This window comes from Nonomuraea sp. NPDC050680, assembly GCF_040654555.1.
In the GTDB taxonomy this organism is placed as follows: Bacteria; Actinomycetota; Actinomycetes; order Streptosporangiales; family Streptosporangiaceae; genus Nonomuraea.
The window spans coordinates 360530-383499 of the sequence record NZ_JBFAIF010000004.1 but is presented as its reverse complement, the minus strand read 5'-3'; the positions used below and the strand labels follow the sequence as shown (position 1 = coordinate 383499).

Sequence of the window (22970 nt, the reverse complement as noted above, 5' to 3'; positions counted from 1 at the left end):
CCAAGGGCGCACGCACACCGGCCTGGCGGCGTGCGTGCGCCCTACCCCTGTGCTCGCCTCATGCGGCCTTCGACCAGATGGCGAGGCCCAGGCACATCTCGTCGCTGGTCCCCTCGCCCCAGACCACATAGCGCGGTCGCACCTTGCGCAACTGCGGCAGCCGCGCGCGCAGCCCGGCGTCATGCGTGCAGGTCACCCGTAGCACGTCGCCCTTCTTGAGCGTGACCGGCTTGGCCAGCACGCGGAGCGCCTGGTCGTCGAAGTCGTAGTTCGGGACGTCCAGCAGCGTCTGCGCCTTTGGGGTGCCGGGGTTGAGCTCGACCTTGATGGAGCGCCCGAGCAGGTGCATGTGCCCGGCCATCGCGTGCAGCGTGATGGGCCCTGGGACGGGCCGGTCGCAGTGCTGCGTCGGCCCCGGCTTGAGCGGGCCGCACATCTTCGCCAGCTGGTCGGCCTGCTCCTCGGACCCCGGCCCGAACCTGCGCGCCACGTCCTTGACGGCGGCGGCCCGGTCGCACAGCGCGCCGGACTCCTGCGGCGTGCACGGCAGCTCGACCGGCCCAGGGAGCAGCGCGGTCTCCAACGGCTCCAGGTTCTTGTCGGTGAGCCGCAGCCGGATGCCCGACTTGTCGGACTGGGGAGCGCCTTCCACGTTCAGGGTGTTGTAGTGGATCTGCATGACGAGCTTGCTGCCGGCCGGCAACGCGTAGCCGTAGCGCGCGTCCAGCAGCTTCTCGTTGGTGCCCGGTGCCCAGTGCGCCACGCCGGCGTCGCCGAAGCAGGTCCAGCCCTGACCGGGAGTGCTGTCGTCGAGCGTCTTCGCCTTGGCGGCCTGCTCGGGGTCGAGCCGGAAGAAGATCGCGTGGTGCACGATGTCGGCGTTCTGCGGCTGGAACTGGGCTCCGGTCAGGAACGCCTGTTTCGTCAGCTTGGGGTCGATGACGAAGCACCGGTAGTCGTCGGTGCCGCCGTTGGGGGCGTGCGGCGTGTAAGGCTCCGCCATCGTCAGGGACTCGAACCGCTCGCCGTCGCGTAAGGGGGCGGCCACCGGCGCGACCTTGGCCCCATGTCCCCCGGCATGGCTCGGGTGGGCCGCCGGGGTGGCCGTGGTGGCCGTCCCGCACGAGGCGAGCAGGGCGACCACGGCGCACGAGGCGGCGATACGGGCTAGTCGAATCATGCTTCCACGGTCCCGCGTGACCCGGCGGGGGGCATCCTTCCCGAGGATGTTCCGTGTCCTTCCTTGGAATGACGTTCGAGCTCCGCCTATCGAACGCGTGGAAACGCCTCCATCAGCTTCTCCATCTCCACCACGCTGGGGAACGCCGTCGGGTCGAGGCAGTTGACCTCCAGCATCTGCGCGTAGGCGCGGGCCGCCGCCTCGTGAACCCCGTCGCGCTTCGTGAACCCCGTCCCGGCCGCTGTCGTAGACGTAGGCGGTCACCTGGCCGCCCCTGACCGGCGGGTCGTGCTCCTTGAGCCGGGCCACCTCGGCCGGCAGACCCTCGGTGGTCCTGCCGGTGTCGGGCAGGTTCACGCGCTCTCCTCGCCGGGCAGTCCGAGCATGCGGTGCACGGTCAGGTGCAGGTGGGCGCGGAAGCGGCGCAGCGCCACCGTGTCGCTCCCGCTCCGGCGGTGACCCTCCTCGTCCAGCACGCCGCCCTTGGCGAACCCGTGCACGCACCAGATCACCGACCACATGGCGTACTCCAGGTCGACCGCGCGGTCGATCACCCCGGCCGCGACCGAGGGGCGCAGGGCGTCGGTCACCATGACCACCAGCGGCTGGACGTAGCGGCGTTCGAGCTCGGTGAGGTCGCCGGCGTCGGAGAGCCGGCGGTGCATCCACAGCGCCGGCACCTCGGGATGGACCACGCAGAAGTCCAGGTAATCGTCGATCAGCCGGTGGATCCCGGCGACCGGATCGTCGCCGCCCAGGCGGCCAAGCGCCCCCTCCAGGGCGGCGCGCTCGGCCTGATGTGCACGCTCCATCACGGCGAGGTAGAGCTCCCGCTTGCCGCCGACGTGGTAGTTGACGGTGGCGATGTTCAGGCCCGCCGCGTCGGCGATCTGCCTGGTGGAGGTGCCGTCGAAGCCGAGCTCCGCGAAGAGCCGCGTCGCGACTTTCATGATCACGGTGACCTGGTGGCTGTCCCTCACAGGACCGAAACTAGTTCGGCCTCCGCCACTCTGTCAATCACTTGATGGAGTCACTTTAGGTGCCATCTCGATTACTTCTCGTGACACGCCTTCGGGGTGGCTGTTACTGGTAAGCCATGACCATCTTCTCAGGGCGGTTCGTGGTCCCCTTCCTCGCGACTCTCCTGCTCGTCCCGCCGGCCGGCGCCGCCGCGACCGCGCGCGCGATGCCCGTCCCGATCTCGACGACCGACGCTCGTACAGCGCTCGCGGGCCTGACCGTCGCCAAGAGGGGCACACTCCACGGCTACAGCCACATCCGCTTCATGCCCGATTGGGCCCCGCAGCGGGGCGCGTGCGACACTCGAGAGATCGTCCTTAACCGTGACGGAGAGGCCGTCCGGCGCGACGCGTCCTGCCGGGTCCTGGCCGGCACCTGGTACAGCCGCTACGACGGCGAGCTGCTCACCAGCGAGGCCGAGCTCGACGTCGACCACCTCGTCCCCCTGGCCAACGCCTGGCGTTCGGGCGCCGACGCCTGGACCGACGCCCAGCGCCACGCCTTCGCCAACGACCTGATCCGCCCCGAACTGGTCACCGTCAGCGAGAGCGCCAACATCGACAAGGGTGGCAGCACGCCGGTCACCTGGCGGCCGCCGGTCACCGGCTATTGGTGCACGTACGCCCGGTCGTGGATCACCGTCAAGCAGCACTACGCGCTGCGGATCACGAAGGCGGAGAAGGCCGCGCTGATCGAGATGCTCGACACCTGCTCGGCCTGACGACCGGCGTACATCACGAAATGCGGGCCTCGATCCGCTCGCGGGCGTGCGGGCATTCGTCGCAGCGCGGCGTAGCGGTATCGAGGCCAAGTCCCTGGCGGACGCCCGAGAGGAGGGACCCGACCTGGTGAACCTGCCGACGGGCCGGCGGTGGATCTACCTCGCGGTCAGCCGTTCGTGATCGACAATAGGGAGGTCTGAGCCCAGCTGGAGGAGATCGGCATGACCATCGCCGCGTACACCGTGACCGCACCCGTCGCCGAGCACGGGGAGGGCCCGGTGTGGTCCGACCGCTGGGGCGGCCTCCGGTTCGTCGACATGATGGCCGGTGACGTGCTGGCCCTCGACCCGGACGGTACGGTCCGCCGCCGCCACGTCGGCGCGGTCGCCGCGACGATCCGCCCGCGCGCCGCGGGCGCGGGCTATGTGGTCGCGGCCGAGCGTGAGCTGCTGCTGGCCGACTCCGACGAGCTGGACGCCCCGCTGCGCTCGCTCGGCGAGGCGTGGAGCGATGCTTCGGTACGCATGAACGACGGCGGCTGCGACCCCGACGGCCGCTTCTACATCGGCAGCATGGCCTACGACGAGACCCCGGGCCGCGGCTCCCTCTATGTGGCCGAGGCCGGCGGCGGGCTGCGCGTGGTGCTGCCGGAGGTCACGATCTCCAACGGCCTGGACTTCAGCCCCGCCGGCGACCTCGCCTACTACGCCGACACGACCACCGGACGGGTCGACGTGCTGGACTACGACCGGGAGAGCGGGCTCAGCGGGCGGCGGCCGTTCGCGGTCGTGGACCCGGCCGACGGCGCCCCCGACGGGCTCACGGTCGACTCCGAGGGCGGGGTGTGGGTGGCGCTGTGGGGCGGCGCCGCCGTACACCGCTACAGCCCGGAGGGCCGTCTCGACGCCGTGGTCCGGCTCCCGGTGCGCAAGGTCACCGCGGTCGCCTTCGGCGGCGACAACCTCGACCAGCTGTTCATCACCACCTCGGCCCTCGACGTCGACCGGGTGGAGCAGCCGGCCGCGGGCGCGCTCTTCGCCGCCGAGCCCGGCGTGCGCGGCCGCCCCGTCCTGACGTGCGCGCTCTGAACGGCCGCCCCGTCCTGACGTGCGCGCTCTGAACGGACGCGCTGTGCGCGCGCTCTGAACGGCCGCGATGTGCGACGGCTCCTCAGCTTGACGAGCCCGCGCGGGCGCGGCCGCCGTTGGCCAGGTCCGCCACCGACCTGTCGCCCGCTGTTCTGACCAGCAGCTGAGGCTACGACCCAACGGGCGGGCTGCCAACTTCCTGCGGCCGCTGGAGTTAGCGGTGCTGGAGGCCATACGGGTGCGCGGCATCACGGTCTGCTTCTCCGCGGGCAACGGCCACATCTCCTTCCCCGCGATGATGCCCGACCTCATCGCCGCGGGCGGTGTGTACGTGGTGGAGGCGCAGGTCAACGGGGAGTTCAAGATGGAGGCGTCCGACTATGCGAGCAGCTTCGACAGCCTCATCTACCCGGGCCGGCACGTGCCCGACGTCTGCGGGCTGGTCGGGCGGCAGCCCAGGGCCCGATCGTTCTTCCCAGTGCTCTGGGCTCTTCCCGGAGCTCTGGGCTCTTTCCGGGGGTTCGTCCGGGAAGAGTGCCGGGGTTTCGCCGGTTGCATCCGTACGTGGACGAGATCGACGTCGTGGTGATCGGGGCCGGGCAGGCCGGGCTGTCGAGCGCCTACTTCCTGCGCCGGTTCGGCTTCGAGCCGCTGGTGCTGGACGCGGGCGACGGGCCGGGCGGGGCGTGGCGGCACCGGTCGCCGTCGCTGACCATGGACAAGGTGCACGGCATCTTCGATCTTCCCGGCGTGCGGCGCCCCGATCCACCGGTGGCAGGGCGGCGGCCCGCCGCCGTGGTCGTCCCCGAGTACTTCGCGGACTACGAACGGGAGCTCGGGCTCACCGTGCTGCGGCCGGTCAAGGTGACGGCCGTGGCACCGGGGGAGGGCGGGCGGCTCGTCGTCACCTCCGGGGCGGGGGAGTGGGCGGCGCGGGCCGTCGTCAACGCCACCGGCACCTGGACCCGCCCGTACTGGCCGTACTACCCGGGCGCGCGCTCCTTCCGCGGCCGTCAGCTGCACTACGCGGCCTACCGGGGACCGGAGGAGTTCGCCGGGCGGCGGGTGGTCGTCGTGGGCGGCGGGACCTCGGCCGCGCACGTGCTCTCCGAGATCGCCGGCGTCGCCGGGAGCACCCTCTGGGCCACCCGCCGGCCGCCCGTGTTCCGCCCGCTGGACGACTTCGGCGAGGACGCGCGCCGCGACGCCGTCGCCATGGTCGAGGCGCGGGTTCGCGCCGGACTGCCGCCGCAGAGCGTGGTCGCCGTGACCGGGCTCGGGTACACGCCGATCGTCCGGGAGGCGCTGGCCAAGGGGGCGCTGGAGCGGCTGCCGATGTTCGGCCGCATCACCGCCGGCGGGGTGAGCTGGGACGACGGACGGTACGTGGAAGCGGACACGATCATCTGGGCCACCGGGTTCCGCTCGGCGCTCGACCACCTCGCCCCGCTGCGGCTGCGCGAGCCCGGGGGCGGGATCAGGGTGGACGGCACCGCGGTGATCGCCGAGCCGCGCCTGCAACTCGTCGGCTACGGTCCCTCGGCGAGCACGATCGGCGCCAACCGCGCGGGCCGTACCGCTGCCTGGAACGTCCGCCGCCTCCTCGCCGCGGCCCCCTCCGTTCCGGCCGCCTGACCTACTGACATCGGTCGCCTCCTCGCCGCGGCCCCCCATTGCGGCCGCCTGACCTACTGACGTCCGCCGCCCCCTTGCCGCGCCCCCGTTCCGGCCGCCTGAACTACTATAAGAAGTAGTAAAAATACCGATTGCGGTAGAGGTCGGTAGCGCTCTCGACACAGGGTGTTACCACGGGATAGCGTCGGGCGAAAGGATCTTTATCCGTCTTTGGAGGTCCCCCCGATGGATGTTCCCGGCTACACCGAAATTCGGGAACTTGGACACGGCGGGACCGGACGGGTGATGCTCGCTTTACGGACGTCCGACGGAACGCCCGTGGCGATCAAGCACCTCTCGGCGCGATTACGCGACGACGAGGTGTTCGTCGAACGCTTCCGCGCGGAGGCCGGGCTGATCCGCGAGCTCGACAGCCCGCACACGGCCCGCCTGCTCGACTACGTCGAAGGCCACGAAGACGTCTGCATCGTGATGGAGCTGGTGGACGGCATCACCCTGCGCCGCCTGTTGCGGCACGCGGGCGCCACCGGCCCCGAGGCGGCGCTGGCCGTACTGAAGGGCGCCTTGCTCGGGCTGGCCGAGGCGCACCGGCACGGCGTCGTACACCGTGACTTCAAGCCCGAGAACGTGATCGTGTCCCAGGACGGCCAGAGCAAGCTCGTCGACTTCGGCGTCGCAGCGCACTCCGGCGAGAACGCCCCGCTCGCCGGAACCCCCTCCTACATGGCCCCCGAGCAGTGGGCGGACGCCCCGGCGGGGTCGGCGTCGGACGTGTACGCGGCGGCCGTGGTGTTCTTCGAGTGCCTCAGCGGGCACCGGCCGTTCATCGCGGACAACTTCGCCGCCCTCGCCTACCAGCACCAGCACGCCGTGCCCCCGCTGAAGGACATCGAGGAGCCGATGCGGGCGCTGGTCGGCCACGGCCTGGCCAAGGACCCCGCCGACCGGCCGGAGTCGGCCGAGGCGTTCCTGGCGGAGCTGGAGGAGGTCGCCGACACCGCCTACGGCACCGGCTGGGAGGTACGCGGCCGGGCCGGGCTCGGCCTGCTGACCGTACCGCTCGCCTCTTTGCTGCCTCTGTCGCGGCCGTTACCCACGCCGGGGAGCGGCGGCACGAGCCTGTTCAGCAGCGCGCTGGCACCGATGACCAAGTTCGCGGTGACGGGCGGCCTGGTGGTCACGACCGCCGCCGCGGTGGCGTCGGCGTTCGTGATCTGGAACGACGCGCCACCGGACCGCCTCGCCGGGCTCCCGCCGGTCAGCGCGCCCGCCGAGTCGGTCCTGATCCCCACGCCATCCGGTACGGCGGAGCCGTCCATCTTCACCGCGCGGCCCAGCGACCTCGCCAGCCCCCCGCCCAGCACCGACGCCGCGGATCCGGTGGTCACCGGGGACCACGCCGAGCCCACTGAGCCCCCCCGCACCCGTTCGCAGGAGCCCGTCCGTACCCGTTCGCAGGAGCCCACCCGTGGGGCGGAGCCGACGCGGACCACGCGTCCGGCCACCTCCGAACCGGCCACCGCCAAACCGACCACCCGGCCGGCCACCAAGCAGGCGTCGACGACGAAGCCCGCCACCAGCGAGCCCAAGCCGCCCACCCGCCCGGCCACCACCAGCCCCCCGACCACCCAGGCCCCCGCCCCGACCAAGGCCGCTGGGCCGCTGGTCTCGGTGTCGGTCAAGGTGTCGATCGACGTACCCGTGCTCAGGGGCGAGGACGGCCTGCTCGACGTCGACCTCGGTCTCGGGCTCGGCAGCGGCCTGCTCGGCTCCGTACTGGTCCCCGGCTCCGCGCTGCTCGGCCGCCACTGGGCCGCCCGCAGAGCCAGGCGGGCCCGGCCTCCTCGCATGGCGTCCTGTCCTCCGCCGGACATCGACAAGTGGTGACCCGCGCCGCCCGTCGGCGGTGGGTGTCCACGTGGACCGCCCGCCTGCCGCTCCACCCGCCCGTCATTTCGCCCATACCAAAATTTGCTGATTTGCCGTCCGATACAGGTGATCCCCTACTATCTAGCCTCGGATAGGGGGCGTACTTCTGAGCCCCGCAGTTCGGGCGAAGGAGAAGTGTGGCGGTTGCATGCCCCGCCGACCGGCGGCGCCGTCCGATCCTCACCAAAGCGCTCACCGCGATGATCACAGCGGTGTTCCTGTTAGCGAGCCTGGCCACCCCAGGGCACGCGGCCCCCAAGCCGACGATCAAGCAGCTCAAGAAGGAGCTGGCCGCCTTGGGGAAGCAGTCGGACAAGCTGATCACCGAGTACTACAACGGCCGCATCGCCCACCAGAAGGCCGAGAAGGCGGAGAAGGCCGCCCAGGAGAAGCTGGCCGCCGCTCAGGAGGTATACGACCGGGAGTCGGCCGAGCTCAGGCTGATGGCCGTCTCCCAGTACACCAACGGCGGCCCCCCGAGCCCCGCCACCATGCTCTCGACGAGCGAGGACCCCTCCGCGCTCATGAGCCGCCTCGCGCTCTCCAATCACCTGGTCGACCAGCAGAGCGCCAGGCTGAGCGGCTTCGCCCAGGTCAGGGACGACCGCAAGAAGGCCGAGGAGGAGGCGGCCGCCCGCGCCAAGGAACTCGGCGACCAGGTCGCCGACCTCGGCAAACGCAAGGACAAGGCCGAGCAGCTGATCAAGAAGATCAAGGACAAGATCGACAAGCTCTACCAGGCGCCCGGGGTCCGGCGGTCGGACGGCACCTGGGTCCCGCAGCTCCCCGGGGGCTCCGACAACATCACGCCCCGGATGCGCCTGGTCAAGACCCTCGTGAAGGAGCATTTCGCCGTACCCAACGGAATCGGCTGCTACCGGGCGATCCAGGACGGCGGCGAGCACCCGCTCGGGAGAGCGTGCGACTTCATGCTGAGCCGCGGCGGCTCGATGCCGACGGCCGCGGAGGTGGCGCGCGGCAACGAGATCGCCGCCTGGGCGATCAAGAACGCCAAGCGGCTGGGCATCATGTACATCATCTACCGCCAGCGGATCTGGCATGCCAGGACCGGTGCCTGGCGCACGATGTCAGACCGCGGCGGCACCACGGCCAACCACTACGACCACCCGCACATATCGGTGTACTGAGCGTGTGCCTGGCGGCGAGCTAAGCCTTCGCCAGCGCCGCGAGCAGCCGGTCCTCGGTCACCTCGGCGCCGGTGAGCTGCTCGCTGATCGCGCCGTCGCGCAGGACCACCACGCTGTCGCAGTTGCCCGCCAGCTCGGCCACGTCCGAGGAGATCAGCAGGATGGCCAGCCCGTCCACGGCCAGTTCGTCGAGCAGTGCCTGCATCTCCAGCTTGGTGGCCACGTCCACGCCGCGGGTCGGCTCGTCGAGCAGCAGCACCTTGGGGTGCATGGCCAGCCAGCGAGCCAGCAGCACCTTCTGCTGGTTGCCGCCCGACAACTCGCCCGCGGGCTGCCGGGGTGAGACGGCCTTGATGCCGAGCCGTTTCATGAACGTCTCCACGATGGCGTCGATCTGCGCGTCGGAGACGATTCCGGCCCGCGACAGGCGGGGGAGGGCGGCCAGAGCGATGTTGTCGCGTACCGAGAGGGTGGGGACGATGCCCTCGGTCTTCCTGTTCTCGGGCACGAGGCCTACGCCGGCGCGGATGGCGCTCCTGATCGACCACTTGCGGGCCGCCGCCCCGGCCACGGTCACCTGGCCAGCGTCCACCGGCATGACGCCCGCGATCGCCCTGGCCGTCTCGCTGCGCCCGGCGCCGAGCAGGCCGCCGAGGCCGACGACCTCGCCCGCGCGCACCGCCAGCGACACGCCGTCGAGCACGTGGTGGCGGGTGAGCCCCTTCGCCTCCAGGACGGGGTCGTCGCCTGGTTCGTCGGGCTGGGCGGCGGAGTGCGACTCCTCGACAGGGTGGAACGGCCTGCCGAGCATGAGCGACACCAGCCGGAGGCGATCCAAACCGGTCAGCGGACCGGTGTGCACGACGCGACCGTCACGCAGCACGGTGACGCGGTCGCAGACCTCGTACAGCTCCTCCAGCCGATGGGTGACGTAGACGACCGAGCGGCCCTCGTCACGCAGCCGGGCCACCGCGCCGAACAGTGTCTCCAGCTCGGCGTGTTCGAGTGCCGAGGTGGGCTCGTCCATGATGACCAGCCGGGCGTCGGCGGTGGCCGCCCTGGCCAGGGCCACGAGCTGCCTGGCCCCCTCGCCCAGGGTGCCCAGGGGCCTGCGGACGTCGGTGCGCAGGCCGTACTCGGCCAGGATCCGCGCGGCGCGGGCGTTGGCGGCCGTGAAGTCGATCAGCCCGAGGCGGCCGCGCGGCTCCCGGCCGAGCAGCAGGTTGCGGGCGATGCTCATGGTGGGGACGAGGTTCGTCTCCTGGTGAATGGTGGCGATGCCGGCCTGCCTGGCCTCGGCCGGGTTGGCGAACCTGACGGGCTCACCCAGGTAGCGCAGCTGGCCGGCGTCCGGCTGGCAGACGCCGGAGAGCACCTTGACCAGGGTGGACTTGCCGGCGCCGTTGCCGCCGATCAGCGCGTGCACCTCGCCGGGGCGCACGGAGAGCGTGACGTGGTCGAGCGCGGTCACGCCCTGGAACGTCTTGAGAACTCCAGCCACCTGTAGCACGGTTGCCTCCGCCTCGATCGTGGTCGCGGCAGGAAACAATTCAGTAACAGAAGTGTCACATTCGATCAGATCCGGGCGACGTGCAGTCTGACGCCCCTGCCGCTCAGCTCGTCGAGCACGTCGCCGGGTGCGCCCTCGTCGGTGACCAGGTGGCCGATCTGCTCGGCGGCGACGGTCTGCACCATCGTGTCCACGCCGATCTTGGTGTGGTCGGCCAGCACCACGACCTCCTCGGCCGCCGCAGCCAGCGCCCGGTCGACGCCCGCCACCTGCATGTTGGGCGTGGACAGGCCGCGCTCGGCGGTGAGCCCGTTGCCGGAGATGAACGCCCGGCGCACCCGCAGCCCGGACAGCGAGTGCTCGGCCGCGCTGCCCACCAGGGCCAGGATCGAGCCGCGCAGCGTGCCGCCGGTCAGCATCACCTCGATCCGCGGCGAACCGGCCAGGACCTGGGCGACGAGTAGCGAATTGGTCACCACGGCGAGCTCGGCGTGCCTGGTCAGACGGCGGGCGAACTCCTGCGTGGTGGTGCCGGGGCCGATCACGATGGCGTCGCCGTCCTCGACCAGCGCCGAGGCTAGGTCGGCGATCGCGCCCTTCTCGGCGGACTCCAGCGAGACCTTGTGCGCGTAGCCCGCTTCGCGCGACAGCTCGCCGGGCAGGGTGGCGCCGCCGTGGTGGCGGTTGAGCAGGCCCTCCGACTCCAGCGCGCGCAGGTCGCGGCGGACGGTCACCTCGGAGGAGTGCACGGACTGGGCGAGCTCGCGCAGGGACACGGCGCCGTTGGCGCGCACCAATTCGAGGATGCGCTGCCGGCGTTCCGCGGCGAACACCGGCCGTCGGCCGTCGCTCTGCGTGTCGCTCACGTCCCCGATCATAGTCGAATGCTCAACTCCGGCTCACCTCTGATCATATGAGAACGAATTTGATCGGAAATCTTGACCGGCTCGGTCCACGGGTGCTTATTTGGGAGCCAGAAAGGGTCATAACCTGTCCGATCCTGATCGAAGGACATGCCATGCGCAGCACCCCCATCGTCCTCCTACGGTCCGGCGCCCCCGTCCACCTCTGTCCCTCAGCGTGAAAGGACACCCTGTGCGAAAGTCACTCGCGGCTGTGATCGCCGTGCTGCTGGCCGTGTTATGGCAGGTGCCCACCCCCGCGGGCGCCGCGGCCGAACGGCACGGGCTGCGCGGCGACTACTACCTCGCCTCGGCACCCGGCGCGTTCGACTTCGCTGAGCTCAAGGCCAGTGTCGTGGACCCGAGCCTCGAACAGGGCGATCTCAACCCCGTGTTCAAGCTGCTGGCCGGCAGGGAGGACGACGTCACCGTCCGGTGGACCGGCAAGATCCGGCCCGCCTACTCCGAGACGTACACCTTCTCGATCATCGGCGACAACGGCTTCCGGCTCTGGGTGGACGGCAAGGCCGTCATCGACCACTGGGTGGACGACTGGGACAGGGAGCAGGCAGGCACGCCCATCGCGCTGGAGGCGGGCAAGGACTACGACATCAAGGTCGAGTACTTCGAGCACTTCGGCGGGGCGAATCTGCACCTGCGCTGGCAGAGCGCCAGCCAGCCGAAGGCCGCGGTCCCGGCGGCGGCGTTCACGCTGCCGGACGGGTTCGACCCGCCCGGGCCGGCGGCCGCGTCGCTCGGCGCCTCCGGTGACCTGGCCACGCTGACGTTCGCCAAGCCGCTGAGCGCGCTGCCCGCCGCCCTGAGCGAGCACCTGGCGCTGACGGTCGCAGGCACCAAATGGCCTATAGCCTCCACAGTCCTGAAAAATGGGGACACAGTGGTGCTTAAGCTGCAATATCCGGTTCCGGCAAAAGCCGGCAACACGCTCCGCGCCACCTACGACGGCACCGGCCTGAGCTACGCCGACGGCACACCGGTCGAGGCATTCCCGTACGCCTACGTCGTCAACGACTCCACCTACATCCTCAGCACCCGCTGGTCCAAGGACGTCGACCCGAAGAATCCGCTGCCCGAGTACCCCCGTCCCCAGCTGGTCAGGGACAGGTGGCGCAGCCTCAACGGCGTCTGGCAGTTCGCCGCCGCCAAGCAGGGCGAGGCCGCCCCGACCGGCCGCGACCTGGCCGAGCGCATCGTCGTGCCGTACCCGGTGGAGTCGCGGCTGTCGGGCATCGGCCGCCACGAGGAGCGCATGTGGTACCGCAGGACGTTCGAGGTGCCGCGCTCGTGGAGCGGTGAGCGGCTGCTCCTCCACCTGGACGCGGTCGACTGGGACGCCACGATCTACGTCAACGGCAAGCAGGTCGGCACGCACAAGGGCGGCTACGACCGCATCACCGTGGACGTCACCGACGCGCTCAAGCGCGGTGGCCGGCAGGAGCTCGTCGTCGGCGTCGCCGATCCGACCGACTCCGGCGCGCAGCCGATCGGCAAGCAGCGGCTCGACCCGAGCGGCATCTGGTACACCGCCGTCTCCGGCATCTGGCAGACGGTCTGGATGGAGCCCGTCGCCAAGGACCACATCGAGCGCGTCGACACCGTCCCCGACGTCGCGGGCCAGGCGCTGCGCGTGACCGTCCAGGGCGCGGCGGGCACGGCCACCGTGGTCGCCAAGGACGGCCACCGCGTCGTGGGCACCGTGACCGGCCCCGTCGGCACGGAGCTCAGGCTGCCGGTCCCGAACCCCAAGCTGTGGTCGCCGGACAAGCCCTTCCTGTACGACCTGAAGGTCCGCACCAAGAAGGACGAGATCTCGTCCTATTTCGGGATGCGCTCCATCGAGCTGAAGAACAACCGCATGCTGCTCAACGGCCTGCCCGTCTTCCAGCTCGGCCCGCTCGACCAGGGCTTCTGGCCTGACGGCATCTACACCGCCCCCACCGACGAGGCGCTCAAGTACGACCTCACGCAGACCAAGAAGCTCGGCTTCAACACCGTGCGCAAGCACACCAAGGTCGAGTCCGACCGCTGGTACTACCACGCCGACAAGCTGGGCCTGCTCGTCTGGCAGGACATGCCCGCCATGTTCAGGACCAGCGACAAGCCCCAGTTCGAGGCCGAGCTGCGGGAGATGGTCGACCAGCACCGCAGCGTCCCGTCGATCGTCATGTGGGTGCCGTTCAACGAGGGCTGGGGCCAGTACGACCAGGCGCGCATCGCCGACCTGGTCAAGAGCTGGGACCCTTCGCGCCTCGTCGACAACATGAGCGGCATCAACTGCTGCGGCGCCCAGGACGGCGGCAACGGCGACGTCAAGGACTACCACATCTACCCGGGCCCCGGCGTCCCCGGAAAGCCCACCGGCCCCCGGGCGGTCGTCATCGGCGAGTACGGCGGCCTGGGACTTCCGCTCATCGGCCACACCTGGTCGGGCGGCGGCTGGGGCTACGCGGTCGAGCCCGACCCTGCGGCCCTCACCACCCGCTACGTCGGCATGATCCAGGAACTCCAGAAGCTGCACGCCTGCGATCAGCTCAGCGCCGCCATCTACACCCAGACCACCGACGTCGAGACCGAGCTCAACGGCCTCATGACCTACGACAGAGCCGTCACCAAGCCCGACGTCCAGCGGGTCAGCGCCGCCAACCGGGCGCTCACCGGGCAGATCAGCCCGGCTTGCGCCTGAATAGGAAGGAACCCCCATGAATCTCCGGACAGCCTGCCTGGCGCTGGCCGTGCTCCTCACCGCGTCGGCCTGCGCCAAAGCGGAGGAGCCACAGAGCGCGCCCGCCGCCACCAGCACGGCCGGGCAGCAGATCGTGCAGAGCCCCAGCGGCTCGGCCGGGCCGACGTGCACGCTCGACCAGTTCGGCGGCAAGAAGTTCGACCTCAAGACGGCCACCGTCGGCTTCTCCCAGTCGGAGAAGGAGGCCAACCCGTTCCGCATCGCCGAGACCAAGTCGATCAAGGACGAGGCGGCCAAGCTCGGCATCGCCAACCTGAAGGTCACCAACGCCCAGTCGCAGTTCTCCAAGCAGATCACCGACGTGCAGCAGCTCATCGCCCAGGGCGCGCAACTGCTGGTCATCGCGCCGCTGAACTCCGACGGCTGGGAGCCGGTGCTCCAGCAGGCCGCGGCCAAGAAGGTGCCGATCATCACGGTCGACAGGAAGATCAACGCCAAGGCGTGCAACGACTACCTGACCTTCATCGGCTCCGACTTCTACGAGCAGGGCAAGCGGGCCGCCGACCGGATGATCGACGCCCTCTCCGGCAAGGGCAAGGTCGCCATCCTGCTGGGCGCGCCCGGCAACAACGTCACCACCGAGCGGACGAACGGCTTCAAGGACCGGATCAAGGAGAAGGCTCCTGGCATCACGATCTCGTTCGAGCAGACCGGTGAGTTCGCCCGCGAGAAGGGCCAGCAGGTCACCGAGCAGCTCATCCAGTCCAACCCCGACATCAACGGCATCTACGCCGAGAACGACGAGATGGCGCTCGGCGCCGTCACCGCCCTGAAGGGCGCGGGCAAGGAGGCGGGCACCATCAAGATCGTGTCTGTCGACGGCACCCGCAGCGCCGTCCAGGGCATCGCCGACGGCTGGCTGCACGCGGTCATCGAATCGAACCCCCGCTTCGGGCCGCTCGCCTTCGAGACCGCGCAGAAGTTCCTCGACGGCCAGGCCATCCCCGACAAGGTGATCATCTCCGACCGCGACTACGACACGTCCAACGCCAAGGACTCCCTCGGTGAGGCGTACTGATTTGGAAGCGGTTCTCGAGGCGAAGGGGATCAGCAAGCGCTTCCCCGGCGTACTCGCTCTCGACGGTGTGCATCTCGCCCTCCTCCCCGGCGAGGTGCACGCCCTCGTGGGGGAGAACGGCGCCGGCAAGTCCACCCTGATCAAGGTCTTCACCGGCGTGTACCATCCCGACGGCGGCGAGCTGCGCCACCACGGCGCGCCCGCCGCCTTCGGCACGCCGCTCGACGCGCAGCGCGCCGGGATCTCCACCATCTACCAGGAGGTCAACCTCGTCCCGATGATGAGCGTCGCCCGCAACCTGCTGCTCGGCCGCGAGCCACGCGGCCGATTCGGGGTCATCGACGCCACGAAGATGTACGCCGAGGCCACCCGCGTCCTGTCCGGCTACGGCGTCGAGACCGACGTCCGGCGGCCGCTGCGGACGCTCGGCATCGGAGCCCAGCAGATGGTCGCCCTGGCCAGGGCCGTGGCCGTCGACGCCCGCGTGGTCATCATGGACGAGCCCACCTCGTCCCTGGAGCCGCGCGAGGTCGAGACGCTGTTCGGGGTGATCAGGCGGCTGCGCGAGGAGGGCATCGCCGTCATGTACGTCAGCCACCGGCTCGATGAGCTCTACCAGGTGTGCGACCGGGTCACCGTGCTGCGTGACGGGCGCGTCGCGCACACCGGGCCGCTGGCCGGGCTGGACCGGCTCAAGCTCATCTCGCTCATGCTGGGCCGCGAGCTGAACGAGGTCAAAGCCGATGGCCTGACCAGGTTCTCCCGCGACCGCCACCGGGCCGCCGACGGCCGGGAGACACCGGCCGTCGAGGCGCGCGGCCTCACGCGGCGCCACGTCCTGGACGGGATCGACGTGTCCGTACGGCCCGGCGAGGTGGTGGGTCTCGGCGGCCTGCTCGGCGCCGGCCGTACCGAGACCGCCAAGGCCATCGTCGGCGCGATGCCCCTGGACGGCGGGCAGGTGCTCGTGGCCGGGCTGCCGCTGCGCGGCGGCTCCACCAGCGCGGCCATCAGGGCGGGCGTCAGCCTGCTGCCCGAGGACCGCAAGGCCGAAGGCATCGTGCCGACCCTGTCCGTCCGCGAGAACATCGCGCTGGCCGCCCTGCCCGCCCTGGCCAGGGCGGGCGTGGTGTCCGACGCGAAGATCGACCGGATGGTCGAGATCTTCATGCGGCGGTTGCGCATCAAGGCGGCCTCGCCGAACCAGCTCGTGTCGGAGCTGTCCGGCGGCAACCAGCAGAAGGTGCTGCTGGCCCGCTGGCTGGCCGTCCGCCCCAAGGTACTGCTGCTCGACGAGCCCACCCGCGGCATCGACGTGGGCGCCAAGGCCGAGGTGCAGGCGCTGATCGACGAGCTGGCCGAGGAGGGGCTGGGCGTGCTGCTGATCTCCTCCGACCTGGAGGAACTGGTCGAGGGCGCCGACCGCATCCTGGTGCTGCGCGAGGGCGCGGTCGTCGGGGAGCTGACCGGCGACGAGGTGACCGAGGAGAGGATCATGGCAACGATCGCGGATGACCGCGCTCACCTCGACGGCGACGATCGCGGGGCGGCCCGATGACTGAGCTCACCTCGAAACCGGCCCACCAGAGGGGGGCGATGTCGATGGCAGACCTCAAACCGCGGATCTTCGCCTGGGTGCAGGACTACGGCGTGTACGCCGCCGTGCTGGCGCTGCTGCTGTTCAACGTGCTGTTCACGCCGCACTTCCTCGACGCCTCGAACTTCCGCACCCAGTTCGTCCAGGTCACGCCCATCGTGATCGTGTCGCTGGGCATGGCGCTGGTGATCGGCACGCAGGGCATCGACCTGTCCGTCGGCTCGGTCATGGCGCTGGCCGCCGCGCTCGTCGCCCTCTACTTGGGGTACGGCGCGCTGCCCGCGCTGATCGTCGCCGTGATCGGCGGGGCGGTGGTCGGCGCGGCGGGCGGGGCTCTGGTCGCCTACGTGGGCGTCCAGCCGATCGTGGCCACCCTGGCGCTGCTCGTGGGCGTACGCGGCATCGCGAACGTCCTGGTGCCGCAGCTCGTCGAGTTCCGCAATCCGGACCTCATCGCGCTGGGCAGCAGTTCGGTGGCCGGGATCCCGGTCATCGTGCTGATCGCGGCGGCGCTGACGCTGATCGTGCTGTTCGTGGTGCGGCGCACGACGTTCGGCCGTCAGGTCGTCGCGATCGGCGGCAACCGGTCGGCCAGCGAGCTGTCCGGGCTGCCGGTCAAACGGGTGCTGCTGATCGTGTACGTCATCTCCGGGCTGCTCGCCGCGCTGGCCGGGGTGCTGGCGACGGCCCGCCTGCAGGCCAGTGACCCGACGTCGCTCGGCCTGTTCATCGAGCTGTCGGCGATCACCGCCGTCGTGGTCGGCGGCACTCCGCTCACCGGCGGGCGCATCAGGGTGCTCAGCACGGTCATGGGCGCGCTGCTCATGCAGTTGCTCGCGGCGACACTGATCAAGCACAACCTGCCGCAGTCGTGGACCCAGATGGTCCAGGCGGTCATCATCCTGGCCGCCGTCTACGCCACCAGGGAGCGTGCGAACCGATGACCTCTGCTTCTTTACGACGTGAGCAGGTGAGCCGGGTGCTCCAGCAGCACGGGGCGCTCATGGTGCTGGCGCTGCTGGTGATCGTGGGCAGCGTGGGTTTCGACTCCTTCGCCACGGCGGGGAACGCGGCCAGCGTGGTGGTCTCGTCGTCGTTCCTGGCGATCATCGCGATCGGGATGACGTTCGTGATCATCAGCGGCGGGATCGACCTGTCGGTGGGGTCGCTGTTCGTGCTGGGCGGGGTGCTGGCGGCCTATGGGTCCCAGTACGGCCTGCTCGTGGCGCTGGCGCTGCCGCTGGGCGCGTGCGGGGTCGTCGGCTTACTGCAGGGCTTGGTCATATCTCGCACCGGTATGGCCCCTTTTATCGTGACATTGGCGGGTTTGTTGGGCGTGCGGGGGTTGATGCTCGCCATTTCCGGCGAGGGGGCAACCACCTATTTGGTGAAAAATCCTGCTTTCGCGTCCTTGGGGCAGGGGGAACTGCTCGGGCTGACGTACCCCGTGTACATCACCGCTGCGCTGGCGCTGGTCGCGATGGTGCTGCTGCAGCGGACCGGCTTCGGGCAGAACGTCTACGCGATCGGCGGCAACGAGCAGGCGGCGGCGCTCATGGGCGTGCCCGTGGCGCGTACCAAGGTGACCGTGTACGTGATGTCGGCCCTGCTGGCCGGCCTCGCCGGCGCGCTGAACGCGGCGCGGCTCTCGTCGGGGGTGACGATCCTGGGCATCGGCCTGGAACTGGACGCGATCGCCGCCGTCGTCATCGGCGGCACCCTGCTGACCGGAGGCGCGGGCGGGATCACCGGGACGGTGGCGGGGGTGCTGCTGCTGGGCGTGATCCAGAGCCTGATCAACCAGGTGGGGAACCTGACGTCGGCCTTTCAGCAGGTGGTGAGTGGGGCGTTCCTGGCGCTGGTGGTGGTGGCGCAGCGGCTGCTGAGCAAGGCGCAGCGGCTGTCGTAGGAGTGGCGTGGCTCCTTCGTCTGGGGTGGTCAGTACCGTGCCTTTTCAAGCCGAGGCAGGTAAACACAGAGGTTTTATTCACCTTTGCTTTCCCTGTCCGGGGAAGTCCCTTTCGGCGTGGCGCCGGGAGGAGCCTGGCGGCGACTGTAAGCATCTTTATCGTCACGCTGGGTTGCTCAGCGGGCAGAAATGGGCCGTCTTCCCGGCCAATGGGTTAGCCGCGACCGCTGGCCGCGCTCCAAAAGAAACGGTACCTCTATGTTCACGCACGCTCCGAGAGCCGACGCCACAGGCATACCGACCCGTCCGGCGAGGCGGCGGGCAAGAAGACGGATGATGCTGGCCGTGGCGGCCCCACTGTCCGTGGCCCTTGCCGGCATCACGACCACCCCGGCCAACGCCGATCCGCTGCCGGATCATCGGTTCCACCACCACTTCCATAAATTCCACAAGACGGTCCTGACCGACAGCGGGAATGGCTGCGAGCCGGGAACCTTCATCAGGGCTCACTCTCTGCGGCCCCACAACTTCTTCATTCCCCGCACCAGGTACACCGATGGTCCCGGCGGCCAGATGACCGTCTCGGTCCACCACGAGTATGAGGTGCTCGCGTTCGTGGAGGCCGACAAGATCAAGACCAGATCGGACACCGACACGGTCGCCAAGACGATCGGCACCACGGTCGACTCCGAGGCCATCCTTCGCGCGCTCACCAGGGAGGTCACTCCACACCTCGAGAAGAGGCACATGATCTTCACGGGGCACGACTACACGCAGACGATCAGCAAGGGCAAGTACGGAAACATGTGGTACCGCGTCTTCGGTTACCGCATCGGCTGGGGGCAGTGGGCCCGGCTCCACAACTGCGCCGAGGTCAGAATCGCCACCGGTATCGCCGACATTCCTTCGCGAATCGAAGGCTGGCGCTACTGGGAGACCGACCACCCGATTTTCCGCGGCCACAAGCTTTCTGACAAGTAAGGGCCGAGCCGCCCGGGGCCTCCCGGCCCCGGGCGCCAAAAGGCGAAGCCGGCCATCCGTTCTTCCTCTCCCCCGAAGGGGGTATCCCTCCATGGGAACCCCCAGGTACGAGGGGCCGTCTTCTTCCCCTCCTCCGGAGGGGGTGTCCCTCCGCGGGGCCCGTGCCTCGACGGGTCGTCTTCTTCCTGCCCCACGAAGGCTCCCCTCCAAAAGGGTCCCAGCCACCACGGGCCGTCACGGGGGATCGGGACGGTCGTGTGGCGAACTACTCCGGGAGCCATCGTGGTCGCCGCGCTAGTTGCGCTGGTGCTCTTCGGTGGGAAGGGGGATGCCGAAGTGGGCGAAGAGCGTCTCGAACATCCGAGTGTGCTTGGCCAGCGTCTGGCCGTGCTCGGCCAGTGTTTGGGTGTGCCCGGCCAGTGTTTGGGTGTGCTCGGCCAGTGTTTGGGTGTGCTCGGCCAGTGTTTGGGTATGCCCGGCCAGTATTTGGGTGTGCCCGATTAGCGTCTCACTGTGCCCACCCACCACCGTGGCGAGCTCGTTGAGCTTCCCATCCAGCACGTCGATCTTCACCGTGTGCGTACGCTGGACCTTCAGGATCTCGTCCTGAGTCAGAAGGACCTTGGAAACCTCTGAGCCGATGACCTGGATGTCTTCTCGCTGGTTGTCCGAGCGCTCTTCAAGGCGAGTCACCCGGATCTCCAGCTCCTGGAGGGTTGTCATGCCGAGAATACTAGCGGTGATCAATACATCACGCTGTGTCACAGGTCGAGATCGAGGAGGGCTTCTTTACTCCCGGGATGAAGATCCTGTAACCGTGGCCCGGCCGCCGTCATGAGCGCGGCGGAGAGGAAGCTTGCCACGAGCAAGCCTCCCGCGACGCCGCAGGTCACCTGGACCGCGCCACCAGGCGAGCCGGACATGGAGCCGTCGAGGTAGACGCTGCCCAGGACGGCGACGCCGAGCGTGGCGCCGAGTTGCTGGACGGCGTTGAGCAGGCCCGCGGCTGAGCCGATCTCTTGAGGCTTGAGGGGTTTCAGCGCGGCGGTGAAGAACGACGGAGTGAACACCCCGACGCCGAGGCCCGCGACTCCCAGGGCGCCGAGCAGCGGCGTGGGATAGGTCATGGGGGCGGCCGCGTGATACACGGCGATGGCGGCCACTATGCCCAGCCCCAACATGGCGAGCCCGGCGAACATCACCCGCCGCCCGTAGCGAGGAACCAGATACGCGCCCGAGACCCACGACGACACCGCCAGGCACACCGACCAAGGCGCCATGGTCAGGCCCGCGGTCCGCGCGTCGGAGCCCACTCCCAGCTGCAGGTGCAGGACCACGGCGAACATCAGCCCGGTCGTCACCGCGAAGAACAGGGCGGACGTCACCAACGCGGCCGGAAAGGCGCGGTGCGCGAACAGGCTGGTCTCCACCAGCGAGCTGCGGCCAAGTCCGGCTCTCCGTCGCTGCTGCAGGCCGAAGCCGAAGACGGCCGCCAGGCCGCTGCCGATGGCCACCCAGCTCCCCGTCGACATGTGCGCCGTACCGGCCCCGATCAGGGGGTAGACGATCAGGGCGGTGCCGAGCATCGCCAGTGCGGTGCCCGCGGGGTCGAGACTCGGCCGTCGCGGCGCGTGGTCCTCGATCAAGACCGGCGCGACGGCCAGCACGGCGATGCAGAGCGGGACGTTGACCAGGAACGCTGACCGCCAGGACGAGCCGAACAGGTCGGCCTGGGTCAGCACGCCACCGAGAATGGGCCCGCAGACAGCGGCCAGACCCATGACGGGGCCGATACTGCCCAAGGCCTTGGACATCTCCTCGCCGTCGAACATGGCGCGGATCAGGCCGATGGTCTGCGGAATGATCGCCGCGGCCGCGGCGCCTTGCACGACGCGGAAGCAGATCAGCATGCCGACCGAGTCCGCCAGGGCGCAGGCCAGCGACGCGCCCAGGAACCCCGCCACACCGATCCGAAAGACCAGCCGCCGACCGGCGATGTCACCCAGCCTGCCCCCAGTGATCAGCAGCAGGGCGAAAGGCAAGGTGTACGCCGTGCTGAACCACTGCATGTCCGACGCAGACCCACCGAGGTCGGCCCGGATCGCCGGTGTGGCGACCTGCACGATCGTCGCGTCCAGCAGATTCATGGCCTCGGCCAGCAGCAACGCCGCCAAGGCCACCCACCGCCACGGATAAGCCGCCCTCGGGGGCGATGACACATGTACCGGCATCCCATGTTCCTCTCCAACTCCGCGAGCCCGCGCTGTCGACGGGCGGGATCCCAGCGTGGAGAGGTGGGGGCGATTGTTCCATCGGGAACGTATTGTTGAAGACTATCTTCCATGTCCGACGGTTTTTCGCGGGAAACGCTCACGCTCGACGATGTGGATCGAGGGTTGATCCACGCCCTGAGCATTGACGGGCGAGCACCTTTCGGCCGCATCGCCGAGGTGCTCGGTACCTCGGCGCAGACCGTGGCCCGCCGCTATCGACGACTGCGCGCCGAGGCCGCGCTGCGCGTGGTCGGGCTGCCCAACCCGGACCGGGCAGGCCAGACCCAGTGGTTGATCCGGCTCACCGCCACCCCGTCCGCCGTGCGAGATCTTTCGCATTCGCTGGCCCGGCGAGCCGACACCTCGTGGGTCAAACTGGCCTCCGGAGGCACGGAGATCTTCGCCATCATCCACGCGCCGAGCGGCGCGCAGGCCGTACCGTCGCTGTTGCTGCACGACATCCCCCGAAGGGCCGGCATCACCGCGGTCTCCGCCCACTGCCTGCTGCACACCTATCTGGGCGGGCCGACCGCGTGGCGAGGCCGCCTCGAGACCCTCACCGACCAGCAGCAACAGCGGCTCGCACAGGCCCGCGACACTGATTCGCCGGCTCGCCTGCCATCACCGACCGATCCGCCGACCAGCCGGTCAACGCCGACCCATCAGCCGGCCCACCTGCCATTGTCGATCCGTCAGTCGACCCGCCGGCCATCCTCGACCCATCAGCCGTCCGACCGGCCGCTGGCGCGCGCCGATCATGACCTGATCGACGCTCTGCGCCACGACGGCCGGGCCACGCATGCCGACCTCGCCGCGGCCACCGGAGTGTCCCAAGCCACCGTCGCCCGCCGCCTGGCCGAACTTCGCGCCAACGGAACGATCTTCTTCGATATCGAGGTCGCCCCCGCCGCCCTCGGGGCCACCACCCAAGCCCTGCTCTGGATGTCCGTCCAGCCAGGACGCCTCGACCGCGTCGCGACCACCCTGGCCGGTCACCGTGAACTCGCCCTGGTGGCCGCCACCACCGGCCGGACCAACCTGCTGGCCAACGCGCTCTGCCGCAGCCCCGCCGATCTGCACGATTACCTCACCCGTCGGCTGGGTGGTCTCGACGCCATCCACACACTCGAAACGGCCCCCGTACTGCACACCGTCAAGGCCGCGGGCCCACTGATCCCGATGGCCACGCGCGCACCGGCGTCCCTGCGCACTGACCCGTCAAGGCCGCGGGCCCACTGATCCCGATGGCCACGCGCGCACCGGCGTCCCTGCGCACTGACACGAAATTTCCGGA

20 protein-coding genes are annotated in these 22970 nt (G+C 69.8%); 14 read left to right on the top strand and 6 right to left on the bottom strand.

The window, feature by feature from the left end:
* Positions 1–58: 58 nt before the first annotated feature.
* Complete coding sequence (locus tag AB0H88_RS17520) at positions 59–1180, bottom strand: monooxygenase (protein ID WP_357645487.1); 1122 nt, start codon at positions 1178–1180, stop codon at positions 59–61.
* 353 nt (positions 1181–1533) lie between these two features.
* Positions 1534–2160, bottom strand: a complete 627-nt coding sequence (locus AB0H88_RS17515) for a TetR/AcrR family transcriptional regulator (RefSeq protein ID WP_357645485.1) — start codon at positions 2158–2160, stop codon at positions 1534–1536.
* 116 nt (positions 2161–2276) lie between these two features.
* Here AB0H88_RS17515 and AB0H88_RS17510 point away from each other — a divergent pair, with 116 nt between their 5' ends.
* From AB0H88_RS17510 to AB0H88_RS17480, 7 genes are all read left to right on the top strand, one after another.
* Positions 2277–2921, top strand: coding sequence for an HNH endonuclease family protein (locus AB0H88_RS17510; RefSeq protein WP_357645483.1), 645 nt, complete (start codon positions 2277–2279; stop codon positions 2919–2921).
* A 46-nt stretch (positions 2922–2967) separates the two neighbouring features.
* Positions 2968–3102 (top strand): hypothetical protein, encoded by a 135-nt coding sequence (locus AB0H88_RS17505; protein ID WP_357645481.1) that lies wholly within the window; start codon positions 2968–2970, stop codon positions 3100–3102.
* 41 nt (positions 3103–3143) lie between these two features.
* Positions 3144–4010, top strand: a complete 867-nt coding sequence (locus AB0H88_RS17500) for an SMP-30/gluconolactonase/LRE family protein (protein WP_357645479.1) — start codon at positions 3144–3146, stop codon at positions 4008–4010.
* A gap of 220 nt (positions 4011–4230) precedes the next feature.
* Complete coding sequence (locus tag AB0H88_RS17495; protein ID WP_357645478.1) at positions 4231–4599, top strand: hypothetical protein; 369 nt, start codon at positions 4231–4233, stop codon at positions 4597–4599.
* A complete protein-coding gene (locus AB0H88_RS17490; protein WP_357645476.1) occupies positions 4575–5645 on the top strand; it encodes an FAD-dependent oxidoreductase in 1071 nt (356 codons plus the stop codon). The genes AB0H88_RS17495 and AB0H88_RS17490 overlap by 25 nt, the downstream gene beginning before the upstream one ends.
* Before the next feature lie 225 nt (positions 5646–5870).
* The gene (locus tag AB0H88_RS17485; protein WP_357645474.1) at positions 5871–7532 is read left to right on the top strand and encodes a protein kinase; all 1662 of its coding nucleotides are present in this window, start codon (positions 5871–5873) and stop codon (positions 7530–7532) included.
* Positions 7533–7711: 179 nt separating this feature from the next.
* The gene (locus AB0H88_RS17480) at positions 7712–8722 is read left to right on the top strand and encodes a hypothetical protein (RefSeq protein WP_357645472.1); all 1011 of its coding nucleotides are present in this window, start codon (positions 7712–7714) and stop codon (positions 8720–8722) included.
* Between the two features lie 19 nt (positions 8723–8741).
* Here the strand turns inward: AB0H88_RS17480 and AB0H88_RS17475 are convergent, their stop codons facing one another.
* Positions 8742–10223, bottom strand: coding sequence for a sugar ABC transporter ATP-binding protein (locus AB0H88_RS17475; protein WP_357645470.1), 1482 nt, complete (start codon positions 10221–10223; stop codon positions 8742–8744).
* Positions 10224–10297: 74 nt separating this feature from the next.
* Positions 10298–11098 carry a DeoR/GlpR family DNA-binding transcription regulator gene (locus AB0H88_RS17470; RefSeq protein ID WP_357645468.1) on the bottom strand — a complete coding sequence of 267 codons (801 nt, stop codon included), beginning with the start codon at positions 11096–11098 and terminating at the stop codon, positions 10298–10300.
* 229 nt (positions 11099–11327) lie between these two features.
* Between AB0H88_RS17470 and AB0H88_RS17465 the strand changes: the two genes are divergently transcribed.
* The 6 genes from AB0H88_RS17465 to AB0H88_RS17440 all read left to right on the top strand — a co-directional run bounded on the left by AB0H88_RS17465 (position 11328) and on the right by AB0H88_RS17440 (position 19403).
* The gene (locus tag AB0H88_RS17465) at positions 11328–13838 is read left to right on the top strand and encodes a PA14 domain-containing protein (RefSeq protein WP_357645466.1); all 2511 of its coding nucleotides are present in this window, start codon (positions 11328–11330) and stop codon (positions 13836–13838) included.
* Positions 13839–13854: 16 nt separating this feature from the next.
* The gene (locus AB0H88_RS17460) at positions 13855–14916 is read left to right on the top strand and encodes an ABC transporter substrate-binding protein (RefSeq protein ID WP_357645465.1); all 1062 of its coding nucleotides are present in this window, start codon (positions 13855–13857) and stop codon (positions 14914–14916) included.
* Positions 14903–16474 (top strand): sugar ABC transporter ATP-binding protein, encoded by a 1572-nt coding sequence (locus AB0H88_RS17455; RefSeq protein WP_357645463.1) that lies wholly within the window; start codon positions 14903–14905, stop codon positions 16472–16474. The genes AB0H88_RS17460 and AB0H88_RS17455 overlap by 14 nt, the downstream gene beginning before the upstream one ends.
* A 38-nt stretch (positions 16475–16512) precedes the next feature.
* Positions 16513–17457 (top strand): ABC transporter permease, encoded by a 945-nt coding sequence (locus tag AB0H88_RS17450; RefSeq protein ID WP_357645460.1) that lies wholly within the window; start codon positions 16513–16515, stop codon positions 17455–17457.
* Positions 17454–18422: an ABC transporter permease gene (locus tag AB0H88_RS17445; protein WP_357645458.1), complete on the top strand. Its 969-nt coding sequence runs from the start codon at positions 17454–17456 to the stop codon at positions 18420–18422. Before AB0H88_RS17450 ends, AB0H88_RS17445 begins: the two co-directional genes overlap by 4 nt.
* A 333-nt stretch (positions 18423–18755) precedes the next feature.
* Entirely contained in the window at positions 18756–19403 is a 648-nt protein-coding gene (locus tag AB0H88_RS17440; protein ID WP_357645456.1) for a hypothetical protein, read from the top strand.
* A gap of 294 nt (positions 19404–19697) precedes the next feature.
* On the opposite strand, the gene AB0H88_RS17435 is transcribed toward AB0H88_RS17440, so the two are convergent.
* Together AB0H88_RS17435 and AB0H88_RS17430 are read right to left on the bottom strand one after the other, a co-directional pair.
* The gene (locus AB0H88_RS17435) at positions 19698–20126 is read right to left on the bottom strand and encodes a hypothetical protein (protein ID WP_357645454.1); all 429 of its coding nucleotides are present in this window, start codon (positions 20124–20126) and stop codon (positions 19698–19700) included.
* Positions 20127–20164: 38 nt separating this feature from the next.
* On the bottom strand, positions 20165–21634 hold the full coding sequence (locus AB0H88_RS17430; protein ID WP_357645452.1) for an MFS transporter: 1470 nt from the start codon (positions 21632–21634) through the stop codon (positions 20165–20167).
* 111 nt (positions 21635–21745) lie between these two features.
* Between AB0H88_RS17430 and AB0H88_RS17425 the strand changes: the two genes are divergently transcribed.
* On the top strand, positions 21746–22915 hold the full coding sequence (locus AB0H88_RS17425; protein WP_357645450.1) for an Lrp/AsnC family transcriptional regulator: 1170 nt from the start codon (positions 21746–21748) through the stop codon (positions 22913–22915).
* Positions 22916–22970: the final 55 nt, after the last annotated feature.

Excerpts from the sequence above, each read along its gene's own strand:
- AB0H88_RS17445 (WP_357645458.1), top strand. The coding sequence starts at position 17,454 with ATGACCTCTGCTTCTTTACGACGTGAGCAGGTGAGCCGGGTGCTCCAG.
- AB0H88_RS17520 (WP_357645487.1), bottom strand. The coding sequence starts at position 1,180 with ATGATTCGACTAGCCCGTATCGCCGCCTCGTGCGCCGTGGTCGCCCTG.
- AB0H88_RS17510 (WP_357645483.1), top strand. The coding sequence starts at position 2,277 with ATGACCATCTTCTCAGGGCGGTTCGTGGTCCCCTTCCTCGCGACTCTC.
- AB0H88_RS17440 (WP_357645456.1), top strand. The coding sequence starts at position 18,756 with ATGATGCTGGCCGTGGCGGCCCCACTGTCCGTGGCCCTTGCCGGCATC.
- AB0H88_RS17485 (WP_357645474.1), top strand. The coding sequence starts at position 5,871 with ATGGATGTTCCCGGCTACACCGAAATTCGGGAACTTGGACACGGCGGG.
- AB0H88_RS17430 (WP_357645452.1), bottom strand. The coding sequence starts at position 21,634 with ATGCCGGTACATGTGTCATCGCCCCCGAGGGCGGCTTATCCGTGGCGG.
- AB0H88_RS17425 (WP_357645450.1), top strand. The coding sequence starts at position 21,746 with ATGTCCGACGGTTTTTCGCGGGAAACGCTCACGCTCGACGATGTGGAT.
- AB0H88_RS17460 (WP_357645465.1), top strand. The coding sequence starts at position 13,855 with ATGAATCTCCGGACAGCCTGCCTGGCGCTGGCCGTGCTCCTCACCGCG.
- AB0H88_RS17450 (WP_357645460.1), top strand. The coding sequence starts at position 16,513 with ATGTCGATGGCAGACCTCAAACCGCGGATCTTCGCCTGGGTGCAGGAC.
- AB0H88_RS17500 (WP_357645479.1), top strand. The coding sequence starts at position 3,144 with ATGACCATCGCCGCGTACACCGTGACCGCACCCGTCGCCGAGCACGGG.
- AB0H88_RS17435 (WP_357645454.1), bottom strand. The coding sequence starts at position 20,126 with ATGACAACCCTCCAGGAGCTGGAGATCCGGGTGACTCGCCTTGAAGAG.